The sequence below is a fragment of the Thiohalocapsa halophila genome (assembly GCF_016583825.1).
Taxonomy (GTDB): Bacteria; Pseudomonadota; Gammaproteobacteria; order Chromatiales; family Chromatiaceae; genus Thiohalocapsa; species Thiohalocapsa halophila.
Map to the genome: position 1 here is coordinate 30989 of NZ_NRRV01000042.1, position 15386 is coordinate 46374.

15 protein-coding genes are annotated in these 15386 nt (G+C 68.1%); 3 read left to right on the forward strand and 12 right to left on the reverse strand.

Going from position 1 to position 15386, the window contains the following annotated elements:
- Window position 1 precedes the first annotated feature (1 nt).
- Complete coding sequence (locus CKO31_RS16315; protein WP_200239600.1) at window positions 2-430, reverse strand: secondary thiamine-phosphate synthase enzyme YjbQ; 429 nt, start codon at window positions 428-430, stop codon at window positions 2-4.
- 104 nt (window positions 431-534) lie between these two features.
- Window positions 535-771 (reverse strand): hypothetical protein, encoded by a 237-nt coding sequence (locus tag CKO31_RS16320; RefSeq protein WP_200239602.1) that lies wholly within the window; start codon window positions 769-771, stop codon window positions 535-537.
- Between the two features lie 438 nt (window positions 772-1209).
- Here CKO31_RS16320 and mnmL point away from each other — a divergent pair, with 438 nt between their 5' ends.
- The 3 genes from mnmL (at window position 1210) to ubiV (ending at window position 4322) form a co-directional block, all read left to right on the forward strand.
- Window positions 1210-2142, forward strand: a complete 933-nt coding sequence (mnmL, locus tag CKO31_RS16325; protein WP_200239604.1) for a tRNA modification radical SAM protein MnmL/YtqA — start codon at window positions 1210-1212, stop codon at window positions 2140-2142.
- Between the two features lie 157 nt (window positions 2143-2299).
- A complete protein-coding gene (gene ubiU, locus CKO31_RS16330) occupies window positions 2300-3295 on the forward strand; it encodes a ubiquinone anaerobic biosynthesis protein UbiU (RefSeq protein WP_200239605.1) in 996 nt (331 codons plus the stop codon).
- Window positions 3296-3413: 118 nt separating this feature from the next.
- Window positions 3414-4322, forward strand: coding sequence for a ubiquinone anaerobic biosynthesis protein UbiV (gene ubiV, locus CKO31_RS16335; protein ID WP_200239607.1), 909 nt, complete (start codon window positions 3414-3416; stop codon window positions 4320-4322).
- 608 nt (window positions 4323-4930) lie between these two features.
- Here the strand turns inward: ubiV and CKO31_RS16340 are convergent.
- From CKO31_RS16340 to CKO31_RS16385, 10 genes are all read right to left on the reverse strand, one after another.
- Window positions 4931-5509 (reverse strand): Uma2 family endonuclease, encoded by a 579-nt coding sequence (locus CKO31_RS16340; RefSeq protein WP_200239609.1) that lies wholly within the window; start codon window positions 5507-5509, stop codon window positions 4931-4933.
- 133 nt (window positions 5510-5642) lie between these two features.
- A complete protein-coding gene (locus CKO31_RS16345) occupies window positions 5643-8792 on the reverse strand; it encodes a DEAD/DEAH box helicase (protein WP_200239610.1) in 3150 nt (1049 codons plus the stop codon).
- A 226-nt stretch (window positions 8793-9018) separates the two neighbouring features.
- Window positions 9019-10419: a ribonucleotide-diphosphate reductase subunit beta gene (locus tag CKO31_RS16350; RefSeq protein WP_200239612.1), complete on the reverse strand. Its 1401-nt coding sequence runs from the start codon at window positions 10417-10419 to the stop codon at window positions 9019-9021.
- A 45-nt stretch (window positions 10420-10464) separates the two neighbouring features.
- On the reverse strand, window positions 10465-11154 hold the full coding sequence (locus CKO31_RS16355; RefSeq protein WP_242475426.1) for a phosphate-starvation-inducible PsiE family protein: 690 nt from the start codon (window positions 11152-11154) through the stop codon (window positions 10465-10467).
- A gap of 170 nt (window positions 11155-11324) precedes the next feature.
- A complete protein-coding gene (locus tag CKO31_RS16360) occupies window positions 11325-12353 on the reverse strand; it encodes a DUF3298 domain-containing protein (protein WP_200239614.1) in 1029 nt (342 codons plus the stop codon).
- Window positions 12354-12474: 121 nt separating this feature from the next.
- Window positions 12475-12834, reverse strand: coding sequence for a DUF1622 domain-containing protein (locus tag CKO31_RS16365; protein ID WP_200239616.1), 360 nt, complete (start codon window positions 12832-12834; stop codon window positions 12475-12477).
- Window positions 12835-12856: 22 nt separating this feature from the next.
- Complete coding sequence (locus CKO31_RS16370) at window positions 12857-13276, reverse strand: hypothetical protein (RefSeq protein WP_200239618.1); 420 nt, start codon at window positions 13274-13276, stop codon at window positions 12857-12859.
- A 24-nt stretch (window positions 13277-13300) separates the two neighbouring features.
- The gene (locus CKO31_RS16375) at window positions 13301-13666 is read right to left on the reverse strand and encodes a hypothetical protein (RefSeq protein ID WP_200239620.1); all 366 of its coding nucleotides are present in this window, start codon (window positions 13664-13666) and stop codon (window positions 13301-13303) included.
- A gap of 236 nt (window positions 13667-13902) precedes the next feature.
- Window positions 13903-14502 (reverse strand): plasmid pRiA4b ORF-3 family protein, encoded by a 600-nt coding sequence (locus CKO31_RS16380; RefSeq protein ID WP_242475427.1) that lies wholly within the window; start codon window positions 14500-14502, stop codon window positions 13903-13905.
- A gap of 166 nt (window positions 14503-14668) precedes the next feature.
- Window positions 14669-14866 (reverse strand): DUF2283 domain-containing protein, encoded by a 198-nt coding sequence (locus tag CKO31_RS16385; RefSeq protein WP_200239624.1) that lies wholly within the window; start codon window positions 14864-14866, stop codon window positions 14669-14671.
- Window positions 14867-15386 lie beyond the last annotated feature (520 nt).

Below are 15386 nucleotides of genomic sequence, written 5' to 3' on the forward strand. Positions count from 1 at the left end.
CTCAGCGCTCTCCCAATAGCTGCACCGTCACCCGCCGCTTCGCCCGCGGCCCGTCCAGCTCCACGAAGAAGATCGACTGCCACTCGCCGAGCAGCAGCCCGCCGTCCGCCACCGGAATGCTCTCGGAGGCGTTGGCGAAGAGCCCGAGCAGGTGGGCATGGGCGTTGTCGCGGTCGTCCACCGGCGCGATGTTGTGGCCGTAGTCGCCGTCGCGCGGCACCAGACGCTTCAGGAAGGTGACCATGTCCTGTTGCAGCTGCTCCTCATGCTCGTTGAGGTTCACGCGCGCCGTGGTGTGGTTGGAGATGAGGGTCACCAGGCCATGCCGGAGGCCGCTTGCCTGCACCCGCTTGCGCACCTCGGCGGTGATGTCGATGAGCTGTATGGGGGCCGTGGTGGCAAGCTCGATGTGGTCGATGCGCGAATCCATGGGCGGGGAGCTGTGGCGATTCGGGTTTGCGCCTCAGCTTACTGGAGGTCGCGGGCGCCGGCGACGGCTTGGGTCAAGAGACAGAGCCCGGGGCATCGCCACGGCTAATCGGAAGCCTGACGCCGGTCGGTCACCAGCGAGCTGTAGTCAGGGAGATGGGCATCTGTCTTACACGCTTCTGCATAGAGCGCTTCCAACTCCGCGGCCAGCGCCTTGTAGTCGACCAGCAGCAGCTCTTCGACCGAGGTGATGACCTCGTCCGGCACGTCCGTCAGCCGATTGATCTCCCGATCCACGGCCTGGATGATCAGGATCAGGGCGCGGTTGCTGATTTCGGGCATGGATGAAGCTCCCCCCTGGTGTCGTGATCAGCGGTGGTAATCAGGTGTCATCGCCGTGGGTCGCTCGCGCAGGCGCTGCGGCGGCGCTGGAGATCCGGCGCTGTAGCGGCGCCCACTTCGGGGGCTGGGCTTGTTCCGCCTTGTCTTCTTGTCTCTAGCTTGCGCTAGCGTCCGGGCTTTCAGTATAGGCATGAATCGGCAACAGGGAGATGTGGGGCCAAGGGGTGCGCGACGCCAGTGGTGTACAGGTCACCATCGAAATCGGCAGCGTGATCGCAAGCTTCCTTGATTGCGTGCCTCGTCTCGTCGGTGCGCTCGGGCTTCTGCGCCTGGGCATCCTTGACCACTATCAATGTACCCGCGTCTCTCGTATGGGAACCTGCGACGTTCGGGCGGCCGGGGCCGTCCGCTGTCTCCTGAGCTGCCTCCTACCGCCCGATGCCGCTGTCCGACCTCGTCAACACCTTCGGCCAGGACCTGCTCCGCCGCCACGGCCGGCGCGTGCATAAGCTCGCCATCCACGCCGGCTTCAGCTGCCCGAACCGCGACGGCAGCAAGGGCCGCGGCGGCTGCAGCTTCTGCAACAACGTCTCCTTCAGCCCCAACGCCAAGGCGCTGCCGGACGTCGCCGAGCAGATCGCGGCCGGCCGCCGGGTGGTACGCCGGCGTACCCGCGCCGAGATCTATATGGCCTACTTCCAGGCCTACACCAACACCTACGGCGATGTGGCGCGGCTCGGCGCCCTGTACCGCGCTGCGCTGGCGGAGCCGGACGTGGTCGGCATCTCCGTCGGCACCCGCCCGGACTGCGTGCCGGATGCGGTGCTGGACCTGCTCTGCGAGCTGCGCGACGCCGGCCACGAGGTCTGGCTGGAGCTTGGGCTGCAATCCGCCTTCGACGCCACCCTGGCGCGGGTCAACCGCGGTCACGGCTTCGAGGCCTATCGCCGCGCCGTGCTGGCGGCCCGCGGGCGCGGGCTGGCGGTGTGCACCCATCTCATCGTCGGTCTGCCCGGGGAAGGACAGCGCGAGGCCCGAGCGAGCCTGGAGCGGGTGCTGGCGCTGGGCACCGATGGCCTCAAGCTGCACCCACTGCATGTGGTGCGCCATACCCTGCTCGCGAAGGAGTGGCGCGCCGGCGGCTACCAGCCGCTGACCATGGAGCAGTACATCGCCACCGCCTGCGACCTCATCGAGCATACCCCGGCGGATATCACCTACCACCGGGTGACCGGCACCGCCACCCGCGACATCCTGCTGGCCCCCGACTGGTGCGCCAAGAAATGGGCCGTGCTGAACGGCATCGAGGCGGAGCTGCGCCGCCGCGGCTCGGCGCAGGGGATGCGGGTTGGGGAGCGGATTGCGGCATGAAGACAGTACGGAATACGGAGTACGAAGTACGTGGCTCAGGCCACCGCGCTCCCCGTACTCCGTACTTCGCACTTCGTACTGCTGCCTCAGCGACCGCCACCGGGGCCGAAGTCCGCGACAGCGCATCCATCCAGAAACCAACCCGAGAATGCACGCTATGGAGCTCGTCTGCCCCGCCGGCAACCTCCCGTCGCTGAAGGCCGCCGTGGACAACGGCGCCGATGCCGTCTACACGGGCTTTCGTGACGACACGAACGCAAGGCACTTCGCCGGGCTCAACTTCACCGCCGGCAAGCTCGCGGACGGCATTCGCTACGCCAAGGGCAAGGGCAAGCGGGTGTTCATCGCCATGAACACCTATCCGCGCCCGGACGGGATCGCGCGCTTCGAGGAGGCCGTGGACCAGGCAGCGGCGCTCGGCGTGGATGCGCTCATCTGCGCCGACATCGGCGTGCTGGACTATGCCGCCCGCCGCCAGCCCAAGCTCAATCTGCACCTGTCCGTGCAGGGCTCGGCGACGAACTACGAGGCGCTGCGCTACTACCACGAGCACTTCGGCATCCGGCGCGCCGTGCTGCCGCGGGTGCTGTCCATGGCCCAGATCGAGCATGTCATCGAGCAGAGCCCGGTGGAGATCGAGGTCTTCGGCTTCGGCAGCCTGTGCGTGATGGTGGAGGGGCGCTGCATCCTCTCCTCTTATGCCACCGGGCGCTCGCCGAACACCTATGGCGCCTGCTCGCCGGCGAGCCACGTGGAATGGATCGAGACCGACACCGGGCTCGATACCCGCCTGGGGGGCGTGCTGATCCAGCGCCATGCCAAGGGTGAGAACGTCGGCTATCCGACGCTGTGCAAGGGCACCTACCGCACCGACGGCCGTACCTACCACGCTATCGAGGATCCGGTGAGCCTGAACGCCATGGCGCTGCTGCCGCAGTTGGCGGCGGCCGGCGTGGCGGCGGTGAAGATCGAAGGCCGCCAGCGCAGCCCGGTCTACGTCAAGCAGGTCACCCGGGTCTGGCGGGAGGCGTTGGACGCCTTCGCCCGCGACCCCGAGCACTTCGCCCCGCAGGCGGAGTGGACCGCGGAGCTGGCCAAGGTCTCCGAGGGCGCCCAGACCACCCTTGGCCCCTATCACCGGCCTTGGCAATGAGTCGGCCCCTCCGCCGGCTCAGTTGGTCGGGCGGACGCCGGCGCGGCCTGTCGGGCTTCGCTGGCGCTCAGCACCGACCGACACCGACCCTGCCATCGACGAGCCATCGAGCAAGCCCATGACCGCATCCCCCGCCCCGCGCCTGTCCGTCGGCGCCATTCCCTACTACTGGCCCAAGCAGCAGGTGGACGACTTCTACGCCATGGTTGCAGACAGCCCGGCGGACATCGTCTACCTGGGCGAGACCATCTGTGCCAAGCGCAATCAGGTGCGCTTCGAGGACTGGCTGGACATCGCCGCACGCCTCACCGCCGCCGGCAAGGAGGTGGTGCTGTCCACGCTGGCGCTGCTGGAGGCGGAATCCGAGCTCAAGCGCCTGCGGGCCATCTGTGGCCAGGAGGACTACTTGGTGGAGGCCAACGACCTCGGTGCCGTGCAGCTGCTGCGCGGCAAGCCCTTTGCCGTCGGCCACAGCGTCAATGTCTACAACCACCGCACGCTGGAATTGCTCGCCGCCGACGGCTGCCGGCGCTGGGTGCTGCCGGTGGAGCTGACCCGCGAGACCCTGGCGGCGATGCAGCGGCAGCGGCCCGCCGGCATGGAGACGGAGGTCTTCGCCTACGGTCGGCTGCCGCTCGCCTACTCGGCCCGCTGCTTCACGGCCCGCGCCCGCGATCTGCCGAAGGACGACTGCCGCGACGCCTGCCTCGAGGACCCGGACGGCATGGTGGTCGACACCCAGGACGACAACCGCTTCCTGGCGCTGAACGGCATCCAGACCCAGTCCGCGCGCACCATGAATCTGCTGCCGGCCCTGGACGATCTGCGCGCGCTGGACGTGGACATCCTGCGCGTCAGCCCGCAGTCACAGTACACCGGCGAGGTGCTGGCGCTGTTCCACAAGGTGCGCGCCGGCGAGCTGGCGCCGGCCGCCGCCGGCGAGGCGCTGGCGGCACTCATGCCCACCGGCCCCTGCGACGGCTACTGGCGCGGCGCCGCCGGCATGGACGCCCTGGCCGTCGCCTGAGCCGCACGCCGGCGTCGGGCTTCGCTGCCGCTCAGCGCCGACCTACGACGCACACTGTAGGTCGGTGCCGACGCCAGGAGGCCCGACATGCGCGTGCCGCTGCGTCCCGCCCCTGTCGGGCTTCGCTGTCGCTCAGCGCCAACCTACGGCCGCGGTAGGTCGGTGCCGACGCCAGGAGGCCCGACATGCGCATGCCGCTGCGTCCCGCCCCTGTCGGGCTTCGCTGTCGCTCAGCGCCGACCTACGGCCGCGGTAGGTCGGTGCCGACGCCAGGAGGCCCGACATGCGGGTGCCTCTGCGCCGCGCCGGCGTCGGGCTTCGCTGCCGCTCAGCGCCGACCTACGGCCGCGGTAGGTCGGTGCCGACGCCAGGAGGCCCGACGTGTGCGTGCCGCTGCGTCCCGCCCCTGTCGGGCTTCGCTGTCGCTCAGCGCCGACCTACGGCCGCTGTAGGTCGGTGCCGACGCCAGGAGGCCCGACGTGCACGTGCCGCTGCGTCCCGCCGGCGTCGGGCTTCGCTGTCGCTCAGCGCCAACCTACGGCCGCGGTAGGTCGGTGCCGACGCCAGGAGGCCCGACATGCGCGTTGATCGGGCGCTGCACCGGTCCGTCAGCCGCCGTCGTCCCACAGCACCGACAGGTCCAGGGCGACCTCGGCGAAGGGCGCGGCGGCCACCGCTTGATCGCCCCTCCAGCGGCCGATCTCCTGCCATGCGCCGTCGGTGGCGGTATAGGCTTCCAAGGTCCGGGTGCGTGGATCGATCAGCCAGAGGTGCTTCACGCCGTAGCGGGCGTAGACGGGCATCTTGATGTTGCGGTCCTTGCTTTCGGTGGAGCTGGAGAGGATCTCGCAAACCCAGTCCGGCACGACCTGGAAGCGGTGGTCGCGCGGGATCCGCGGCATGCGCTCGCGGCGCCAGCCGGCAAGGTCCGGGGCGGCGACCTCGGTGTCGCGCAGGAAGTGCAGCTCCGGCTCGTCGATGATCCACCAGCCGCCCGGCCCGCCGCGGCCGCGCTGGAACGGACCGAACAGCTCCGCGCCGAGGGCTGATCCGGCGAGGGCGTGCGGCCCGGCCGGGCGCGGTTGGGTGTAGAGCTGGCCGTCGAGGATCTCGCCGGTGAGCCCGTCCGGCAGGGCTTCCAGTTGTTCGTAGAGGGTCGGCGTCGGCTCCGTCGGCAGGGTTTGCATCACCTGGCTCCGTCAGTCGTGACAAGCATTCTGGGCAGACCAAGAGCATAGCCAGGGTTGGCGCCTTGCGCATGCGCCGGTGATGGCACCTCGGCGCATGCATAGTCAATAGCCTCGTTCTCGGCAGCTCACGTCATGCCGCATTGCCCACATCGGCCACGAACGCCGCGACATCGCCGGCCAGTGTCGCGAGCAGCTCCGGCGGCACGGCGTCGCCGGCCTGGGCGAGGGATTGGGCGCGCATCACGAGCGTCGCATCATCCGGCTGGAGCCAGCCGGCGGGCAGGGCCTCGGCGTAGAGCCAGACGGCGGCCTTGCCGGGCTCCGGCGGCTGGTCGAGTCCGCAGCGCAGCGCCGCGGCGTTGAGCACGGCGCCGAGGAGCAGCTCGGCGGCGGGGGCGGGGCAGGCCTGGCGCAGCAGGACCTCGGCGGCCTCGAGCTTCTGGCGGGCGCGGTGGAGTAGCGGCGGCCCCGCCGGTGCCGCAGCGGCCGGGGCCTGGTAGAGCTCGTCGGCGCCGGCGGCGGGCGAGGCGGCACCGAGGCGCTCCAGCCCGCGCAGGGTGCGGCGGTCGATGAGGGCGATGGGCACCTGCTCCGAGATGCCCGCCGCACGGGCGTCGTCGGCGTCGTCCACCTGATCGAGCACCACCAGCAGCCCGCTGCGCGCGCCGAGAATGCGCGCGATGCGGTTGCCGAAGTCGCGCTGGAGGACGTCGATGCAGCGGCGGACTTCCTTACCGAGTCCGGCCTTCGCCAGCTCCGACTCCGCCGGCAGAGCGCCGGCGGTCTCCGCGGCCGCAGCCGCCGGCTCGGCGTCAGGCTCGGGGCTGGGCTCGGCAAGCGCCTCGGCGGCGGTGTCCGCATCCAGGCCGGGCGCGGCGGGCTGCTCCTTGTGGGCGTCCTTGTCGGCCAGGTCCTCGGCCAGCACCTCGGCGAGGCGCTTGGACATGCCCACCACGTCCTCGGCGGCATCGGCATCCACTACGTTATCGAACAGGTCCCGCTTGCCCTGCACCAGCCCGAGCACCTGGTCCTCGTAGGCATCGGCGGCCACCAGGTGGATGACCTGGACCTTGCTGCGCTGGCCGAGCCGGTGCACCCGGGCGACGCGCTGGTCCAGCACCGCCGGGTTCCAGGGCACGTCCAGGTTCACCAGCAGGGAGGCGCACTGGAGGTTCAGCCCGGTGCCGCCGGCGTCGGTGGAGATGAACACCTGGCAGGCGTCGTCGTTGTGGAAGCGGTCCATGAGCGCACCGCGCTTGGCGCTCGGCACGTCGCCGTGGAGGCGCACACAGCCCAGGCCCATGCGCCGGACCAGGTCCTCCACCATCTCGCCCATCTGCGCCCATTGGGAGAAGACCACGGCCTTCAGCCCCGCAAGCCGGCAGCCGTCTTCCAGGATGCCGGCGAGCTCGTCGAGCTTCGGCGAGCCCTTGGTCTCCTTGTCCACCAGGCCTGCGGCATTGCAGGCCATGCGGGCGCGCTGCAGCGCCGCCATCATGCGGTTCTGCTCGGCGGGCGTCAGCGGCCGGCGCTTGACGATCTGGGCGAGCCAAGCGGCCATGTTGAGGGCGTCGTCGTGGATCTCCGCCTGCTTCGGCGACAGGGGCACGTCCCGGCGCTGCTCGATGCGGTCCGGCAGCTGCTCGCGCACCAGGGCGCGGTCGCGCCGCAGCATCACGGGCGTGAGCCGGCGGCGCAGCTCCGAGAGGTTGCGATAGCCCAGCACCTTGCCGCGCTCGTCGGTGATGTGGAAGTCCGCCAGATAGCGCCACAACGGGCCCAGCACCCGCGGGTCCACCACCTGCATCAGGCTGTAGAGGTCCTCGAGGCGGTTCTCCAGCGGCGTGCCGGTGAGCACGAAGGCGTAGCGCGACGGGATGCGCTTGATGGCGGTGGCGATCTTGGTGCGCCAGTTCTTGATGCGCTGGGCCTCGTCCAGGATCAGCAGGTCCGGCGCTAGGGTCTCGTTGATGACGCTGAAATCCCGCAGCACCAGCTCGTAGTTGATGATGTAGAAGCCGCTGCCCTTGCGGTACTGCACCGCGCGCGCCTCCGCCGGCCCCTGCACCAAGTGGGCCTCGGCACCGGTGAAGCGCTCGATCTCGCGCTGCCATTGGAACTTGAGCGATGCCGGGCAGACGATGAGCGCGCGCTCGACGTTCTCGTTGCGGTGCAGCCAGTAGGCGGCGGCGATGGCCTGGAGCGTCTTGCCGAGGCCCATGTCGTCCGCCAGCAGCGCGCGGCCGCGCCCGGCCAGAAACGCCACGCCGTCCATCTGGTAGGGATAGAGCCGGGCGCGGATCTCCGGCAGCCGGCCGCCGCTGGCGCGGATGCGTTGGCCGATCTCCCGGGCACGCAGCTCGCGGGCGGCATCGTCGGCGAGGCGGCGGGCGAAGCCCAGGGCATCGTCGCCGATGAGCAGGTCGTCGCCGCCGTGCTGCTCGGCGAAGGCCTGGAATTCGTCCGGCAGCCGGCCGCGGAAGGCGCCGTCGGCGTCGAACCACTGCTCCAGGACCGGCGCCAGGTGGGTCGGGATCTCCGCGGCGCGGTGCAGGCGGATGCGCGGGGCGTCGTCGCGCTGCCAGTCCAGGTAGACATAGCAGCGGGGCGCCGGTTGGCTGCGGACCTGCTTGAAGTCCTTGCGCTTGCCGATGCGGTGCAGGGCCGCTTCGATGTGCTTGCAGGTGCCGAGCTGGTTGGTGGCGAAGTCCGGGCAGGTGCAGTGGTTGGCGCGCTCGGTCAGGGAGCGGATCTGCACCTGCCAGGTGGACTGGATGGGGCTCGCGCCGGTGCCGATGGAGCGCGCGCGCCAGGTGCCGAACCAGGGGGCTTGGGCATCGGCGCCGTCGTCTCCGCCGACGGGTTCCACCCGCACCTCGGCGCGGCCGCGCTTGACCCGCTCGTCGATGGCGGCGGCCACGGCATCGCCCAGGCTGGCGTCCGCCGGCTCGGCGGTGCCGAAGCCGAGCAGCGCGGCCAGCGCATGGACGCAGAGACCGTCGGCGGCGTGTGCGCTTTCGTGCAGGTCGTCGCAGTCGCAGGCGGACCAGAGGTTGCCGTCGGCGTCGTAGCCCACGGACAGGGTCAGGTGCTCCTCGCTGTCCTCGTCTTCCACCTCGGCATGCAGCTCGCCCTCGTAGAGCCCCACCCGCACCACGCGCTTGTCCTGTGCATGGCGCCAGGCGCGGCGCAGCAGGGTGTCGTCGGCCAGCGCCTGAAGCTCTTCGCTGTCGAACAGGAAGTCGGCGTCGGTGGCGCCGGTGGTTGCGGACTGCGGCATGGGCTGCTCCGATGGACGTGGCTCTTGGGTGATCGCCCGCGGGCATGTCGGGCTTCGCTGGCGCTCAGCGCCGACCTACGGAGGGCGCTGTAGGTCGGTGCCGACGCGAGGAGGCCCGACATGCGGTGGCTCGCGGTTGTCGGGCTTCGCTGGCGCTCAGCGCCGACCTACGGAGGGCGCTGTAGGTCGGTGCCGACGCAAGGAGGCCCGACACGGGCACCGCGCCCTAGTCCCAGCTCAGCGCCCCGCCGGTCTGGTACTCGGTGACCCGCGTCTCGAAGAAGTTCTTCTCCTTCTTGAGGTCCAGCACCTCGCTCATCCACGGGAAGGGATTGCTGACGCCCGGATACTGCTCCGGCAGGCCGATCTGCGCGCAGCGGCGGTTGGCGATGAACTGGAGATATTCCTCGAACATGGGCGCGTTCAGGCCGAGCACGCCGCGGGGCATGGTGTCGTGGGCGTACCGGGCCTCCAGCTCGACGGCCTCGCGGATCATGGTGACGAGCTCCTGCTTGAAGGCCTCGGTCCAGACGTGCGGGTTCTCGATCTTGATCTGGTTGATGACGTCGATGCCGAAGTTCATGTGCATGGACTCATCGCGCAGGATGTACTGGAACTGCTCGGCGGTGCCGGTCATCTTGTTGCGCCGGCCCATGGAGAGCACCTGCACGAAGCCCACGTAGAAGAAGATGCCTTCGAAGATCACGTAGAAGGCGACCAGCTCCCGCAGCAGGCGCTGGTCGTTCTCCGGCGTGCCGGTGTGGAAATTCGGGTCTGCCAGGTACTGGGTATAGGGCAGGGCCCATTCCGCCTTGCGGGCCACCGCCGGCAGCTCCCGGTACATGTTGAAGATCTCGCCCTCGTCCAGCCCCAGGCTCTCGACGACGTACTGATAGGCGTGGGTGTGCAGGGCCTCCTCGAAGGCCTGGCGCAGCAGGTATTGGCGGCACTCGGGGTTGGTGATGTGGCGGTAGACGGCCAGCACCAGGTTGTTCGCCACCAGGGAGTCGGCGGTGGAGAAGAAGCCCATGTTGCGCTTGATGATGGTGCGCTCGTCCTCGGTGAGGCCGTTGGGGTCCTTCCAGAGCGCGATGTCCGCGTTCATGTTGATTTCCTGCGGCATCCAGTGGTTGGCGCAGCCGTCCAGGTACTTCTGCCAGGCCCAGTCGTACTTGAAGGGCACCAGTTGGTTCAGGTCCGCGTTGCAGTTGATGATGCGCTTGTCGTCCACGCGCAGGCGCCCGGCCCCCATTTCCAGATTCTCGAGGCCGGTGGCTCCGCCCTGGGCGCCGGTGTCGTCGTCGGCGCTCGGCGCCCGCTCGCCCGATGGGGCGTGCGCGCCCTCGTCCAGCAGCGAGCGCTGGGCGGGCACCGGGTTGGGGCTCACCACGGGTGCGGCCCCGGCGGTGCGCATGAGGTCGTCGTTGCCCACCAGGCCGTTGCCAGGGCGGGGGGGGGCCTGTGTCGGCTCGGGCGCGGCTGCGGCGTCGGAGCCGAGCGGGAAGTCGTTGCCGCCGTCTGTGTCAACGCTAGCGTCGTCGAAGCTCGCGTCGCTCGGGGGCGCCGCCCGCGGCTCGGTGCGAGCAGGCGTAGTGACATTGGCAAGGGGGTCGTCCCAATTCAGCATCGGATCTCCTCCGGGTCTGTGTGTTGCGGGAAAGCAGAGGCGGCATCACGGCTCTTCGTCGTTGCGCCAGCGCATCTTGCCGCCGGCGTCGGCCTGCGAGATGAGCCAATAGGCAATGCCGAGCGCCAGCACGACTGCGGCGATGCCCACCAGATCGAGCGCCGAGTACTCCTCCATGTCCAGGATGATCACCTTTCGCGCGATGGCCATCACGGCGGTGGCCACCACCAGCTTCACCGGGAAGACGTCCGTGCGCAGGTACAGGGTGATGTTGGCGAAGATCTCATAGGCAATGAGCACCGCCAGGAAGACCCCGAACATCTTCACGATGTCCGGCACCATGAAGTAGGGCGGACTGGACATATTGACGTACAGCGTATGGATGACGCTCGCCACACCCTCCAGGATCACCACTACCATGGCGATGGCGAGCACATAGGTGGCCACGCGCAGCACCCGGTGCATGGTGCGCAGCACCGGATCCGGCGCCCGGGTGGGGAACTCCTCGTGCTCGGCCGGGCCGCCGCTCATGGCCTGGCCCTCCTGGGGCGCGTGCATGCCGGCCGGAAGCCGCGGTCGCCGTGTGGGCGGGCGCACCGGCGGTCCGCTCGAGCGCCGGGCCGCGCGCACCAGCAGGGTGCCGAGCAGCCCCGCCGCGGCCACCGCTGTGAGCACCAGCGCGACGCGGGCGAAGTCGGGCCAGTCCCACCAGGGTAGGGCGTCGATGGACGGCATACAGGGCTCCGGTTGGGCAGTGCTTTGTGGCCTAGGGGCCTGGGTGTTGTCGCTGCCAATGGCCGGCCGTGCGCATGGGTGACCGACCATGGACAACCATCGCCGCCGACGCCGCCGCGAAGGAGATCGGCCCCAGCTGAGCCGGTGCCGTGCCCGGGCCCGCGCATGCCTTAGGGCTGCCCGCCGGGAAACAGGGCCGGATCGAGCAAGCCGTCGAGCTCGGCATAGGGCACTATCACCTCGTGCACGCCGATGGCGTAGGGGCCCACCTGGTATTGCTCGAAGATCACCAGCAGGCCGTCCGCCAGGGGCAGCAGCTTGCGGTAGTTCTCCGTCGTGGGCGCCGTGCCCTCCCGCAGCCAGTCGTCGTCGGCGCTGAAGGGCTCGCGCCCGGCGAGGGCGCGGTAAGAGTAGTCGGCCACGCGCGGCAGCCAGTCCTTCTCGCTGCGGAACAGGCCCGCCACTGGCACCCGCGCGCCCGTGTCGCGGCGAAGCACCACCGGCAGGTGCTGCATGCCGCCGTGGGCGCCGCCGGTGTAGAAGTAGCTGCGCAGGCCCACGGCCCAGAAGCGCGGCGCGGCATAGAGGTGGTCATAGTCGATGGTCAGCTGCCAAGGCGGGCCCTGGTGGCCGGCGCCGGCGGCGAGCAGCTGCCGGTACATCTCGCGGAAATCGTCGATCTCGGTGCCCACCAGCTCGGCGAGCGCGCGCTCGCCGGCGGCGGCCGCCGCGCCGTCGCCGAGGCGCGGATAGGCGACGTCGATCTCGAACCGGGCGCCCTGCTGGGTGATGCGCACGGCCTTGGCAGTGCGCTCCGTACGCGGCTCGCCCATCGCGTCCCCGGCGCTGTCCTCGCCGGCATCCCCGCCGAGCGCTGCAATGCGCTGGCGGTAGCGCTCCGCCAAGCAGTCGCTGTCGTCGCATCGGTTGCGCTGCGCGAGCCAGCCGCGCTGCGCAGCCAGCAGAGCCTTCGGGTCGCGGGTGTTCTGCCGCGCGTCTTCATAGACAGCGCCGAGCTTGGAGTCGAGTCGGCTCAGCTCCGCATCGGCGCAGATGAGCTTCTCGACGCGGGTGGATGCCTGGGTGCAATCAAAGCTCGCCGCCCCGACGCTCGCCGCTGCGAGAGCGAGCAGAGCGGCGGCCGCGCCCCGGCACAGGATCGATGCTTGCGTGCGCCTGGCTGTTGCGATGGTGCTCATTGGTAGGGTTGTTCTCTCAACGCCGCTCACTCGCGTATCGGTTCTTCGCTGTCAGCCGCTGCTTCTGCGCACGGCAGGACCTGAGATACCGGTGCCCGCCCATGGCTCGGGTCCCTACCGATTACGGGCGAGAGCTGGTCTGCTGCCAGGGCCAACGTCCCTTCAGCTCCAGCTCCAGCGTGAAGCTCAGGAAGGTCCGGATCAGGACGATGATCGCCAGCACCCCGACGGTCTCGAAGGTCAGCTCCACGGCTACGGTATGAATGATGTCTGCGGCCACCAGAAATTCCAATCCCAGCAGGATTCCCCTGCCCAGCACTTGTCTGACCTCGCCATAGGCCGCCGACAGGTCTCGCCCGCGCACCGCCTGGACGACAAACAGCCCGAGGACATAGAAGCTCACCAGGCCGATGACCGTGATACCCACGGCCTCCACCGACATGGCGACAGCCTCGGCTATAGGCTTGATGAGCTCATTCATGGCCGGCGGCTGCCCATGGCATTCAACCGTAGGGCCCGAAAAAGATCATGCCGCCCCAGAACACCGCGCAGACCACGGCAAACGAGAAGCACGCGCGCATGATGAAATTCTGGGCCGGACTCGACGCCTGAAGCGCTTCGCGAAACAGTCCCACATCGTCCGGCAGGTTCGTCTCGGCGGCCACGATCGCCGTCACCAAGCGCTGCTGGATCTCAATGGACTGCCAAATGATCAGGGCTCCGGTCAGCGAAAACAGAAACAACACCATGTTCGCGGCGCGGGCGGTGTCCGGATGGATCTGTACCTTGTCGAACGCCAGCATCAGCGCCAGGATCGCCAAGATTTGGATCGCGGAGAAGACATTGAACCGCGACCAGAACCGATCCAGCTCGGAATTGAGCGTTGTGATGTAGACCTCGAGATATTGGGGGATCTGGATCATGGCTGCATCGTCGGTTCCAAGCGTTCAGACGTAGTCGCGAACGAATTCATAGTAGCCTCGAGGGCCGGCGGTGGAATGGCGCTTGACCGAGCGCTTGATCTTTTCCAAGCGCGCAATGTATTCCTTCAGGGTGAGGTCGCTCTGCTCCCCCACGCGTTTCCGGCCAACCTTCACACACCAGTCGACCACGCCCTCGGTGCCGGGCAGGACCTTCAACGGCTGGTTCTTGGCATAGCCGAACGCCTGCTTGACGGCTACCTTGGCGCTGTCGATGGCAAACATGCACTGGGTGTCCGTGAGCGAAGGCGAGCGCTCATAGGCGGTACGCAGCCCGAATTCGATATTCTGGCAGACGTCGAGGTGTGGGTCGTCGTTGAAGTCTGTGGACATGGCTGGAGGTTCTCTGTTGATGCGTTATTTGTTCTGGTGCTCGCGGCTAGGATTGCCAAAGCAATCGGTAGACACTTGCCGCGTCAGGGCGTTGACCGTAAGTCCAACCAGCTGCACGGTGCTCGCTGGCTTCCACGCTCCGGCGTGGGAGCAAAGACTGGTAGGCTGGACGAGCGACAGCGAAGTCCACGCCGGCGCCACCCGTAAGCTGGTGGACTGCGCTTCGCTTGTCCATCCTACGCCCGGCCCGTGCCCTCGTGGTCGGCGTTGTGATCGGGGCCTCGGCTGGCTGGCCAGCCAGTCGGCCTGAGCGCCGAGAGCGCCTCATTGGTATCGTCGAGGTCGAACGCCTCCGGATCGATCTGGCCTCCGACCCACTCAAGCATGTCTTGGTGCTCCGGATCGGACGGGTCTGCCAGGGTTCTGAGCAGCTGCGCGTAACCCCAGATCCCCCCGCAATCCTCGGGCGGGCACGCACGCTTGCCTTTGATACAAAGCGGCAGTGTTTGGGTCTCATCGAACGGCAGCACCTTCTCTACCAGAATCTGATGCTCCCAGCCGTCGCCGAAATCATAGTCGTAGCGCATCGAGTCCTTCTCCTTGCGCAACAGGTCCATCAGCTTGACCTCGGCTTCGTCCTTGAGGTCGAACTCGAAGCCAAATTTGTCGTCGGGGATGCCATAGACGCGGCCGTTCGCCAGGAAATGATGCAGGTGCGAGTCCGTCCACCCCATGGCGATCTGGATCACCTCGTGCAGCACATCCAGCGCCAGGTCACTCGGCACCAGCACCCGCCGCCAGATGGGCGGCTTCGCACCCCTGAGCGTGATTTTCAACTGATAGATCCGATTTGGTCGTTTTGCGGGCATGGCTACGGGTCTCGGTGGTCGCTCAAGCGAGCTGGTGGATTGCGGCAGCGGCGACGCTGAGGGGGCGGTGCCGATCAGCTAGCGAGCCTGGTAGGTCGCAAATCATGGCCTGCCGCCTGTTTTCTGTCCGCTCCTACGCCGCGATGCCCTCGAGGGTGATCCGTCCGACATCCGTGCGCTCGCTGGCATGCTCGAATGTCATCATGCAGATGTTCCCCACTGCATCCAGGTCCAGCAGCGTGTTCTCGTCAAGGTCCCGGCTTTCGGCGATTTCTCCCGCGCGAAGCTCGATGTAGAGAGTGTCGGTGTCGTCAAAGTAAGTGACCTTCATGGCGTGAGCCTGCGGTCGAAGAATGCATTATGAACGGTGCGGCCGTCGCTCAACAGCACGACGCGAAGATACCTTCCTTCTGCCTCCATGATACGCTTCCACGGTCTAATCCTCCCATCTGCCTGAACGAGCTCCGCGTCAGGCGACAGCGCTGTTGACTCAATCCACTCCGTGCGAATCCAGGCGCGGTCCGGGCGCTTCCGCATCGAGTCAAACTAGCGCGTCGTTTTCATCTTGTCATCGGTGCTGCGGGGGCTCTCCTGTAACCTATTGATAAGCGGGTCTCTAGGGGGCTAAACGGTTACGGATCTTCGGTATATCCGAATCCTCTAAACCTGCTTGATCGGTTATTGAGCCTGACCCGAATGGCACTAATTTAAGCGGCGTCTTCACAAAAACAGTCACTTAGCGAAGCGCTTGGCCTGCAACCCGAACAGCTCCAGGCCGTCCGACATGCGAAGACCGCCCGCTTGTGCCGCAGGAGAGCTTGGATCGTCGTATCGTAGTCAACGTAAGTGTC

What these genes read in the sequence shown, in the direction of transcription:
- CKO31_RS16370 (WP_200239618.1), bottom strand. Translation starts at nt 13,276, where the DNA reads ATGATCCAGATCCCCCAATATCTCGAGGTCTACATCACAACGCTCAAT.
- CKO31_RS16355 (WP_242475426.1), bottom strand. Translation starts at nt 11,154, where the DNA reads ATGCCGTCCATCGACGCCCTACCCTGGTGGGACTGGCCCGACTTCGCC.
- CKO31_RS16340 (WP_200239609.1), bottom strand. Translation starts at nt 5,509, where the DNA reads ATGCAAACCCTGCCGACGGAGCCGACGCCGACCCTCTACGAACAACTG.
- CKO31_RS16345 (WP_200239610.1), bottom strand. Translation starts at nt 8,792, where the DNA reads ATGCCGCAGTCCGCAACCACCGGCGCCACCGACGCCGACTTCCTGTTC.
- CKO31_RS16320 (WP_200239602.1), bottom strand. Translation starts at nt 771, where the DNA reads ATGCCCGAAATCAGCAACCGCGCCCTGATCCTGATCATCCAGGCCGTG.
- ubiV (WP_200239607.1), top strand. Translation starts at nt 3,414, where the DNA reads ATGACCGCATCCCCCGCCCCGCGCCTGTCCGTCGGCGCCATTCCCTAC.
- CKO31_RS16365 (WP_200239616.1), bottom strand. Translation starts at nt 12,834, where the DNA reads ATGAATGAGCTCATCAAGCCTATAGCCGAGGCTGTCGCCATGTCGGTG.
- CKO31_RS16350 (WP_200239612.1), bottom strand. Translation starts at nt 10,419, where the DNA reads ATGCTGAATTGGGACGACCCCCTTGCCAATGTCACTACGCCTGCTCGC.
- CKO31_RS16315 (WP_200239600.1), bottom strand. Translation starts at nt 430, where the DNA reads ATGGATTCGCGCATCGACCACATCGAGCTTGCCACCACGGCCCCCATA.
- CKO31_RS16385 (WP_200239624.1), bottom strand. Translation starts at nt 14,866, where the DNA reads ATGAAGGTCACTTACTTTGACGACACCGACACTCTCTACATCGAGCTT.
- ubiU (WP_200239605.1), top strand. Translation starts at nt 2,300, where the DNA reads ATGGAGCTCGTCTGCCCCGCCGGCAACCTCCCGTCGCTGAAGGCCGCC.
- CKO31_RS16360 (WP_200239614.1), bottom strand. Translation starts at nt 12,353, where the DNA reads ATGAGCACCATCGCAACAGCCAGGCGCACGCAAGCATCGATCCTGTGC.
- mnmL (WP_200239604.1), top strand. Translation starts at nt 1,210, where the DNA reads ATGCCGCTGTCCGACCTCGTCAACACCTTCGGCCAGGACCTGCTCCGC.
- CKO31_RS16375 (WP_200239620.1), bottom strand. Translation starts at nt 13,666, where the DNA reads ATGTCCACAGACTTCAACGACGACCCACACCTCGACGTCTGCCAGAAT.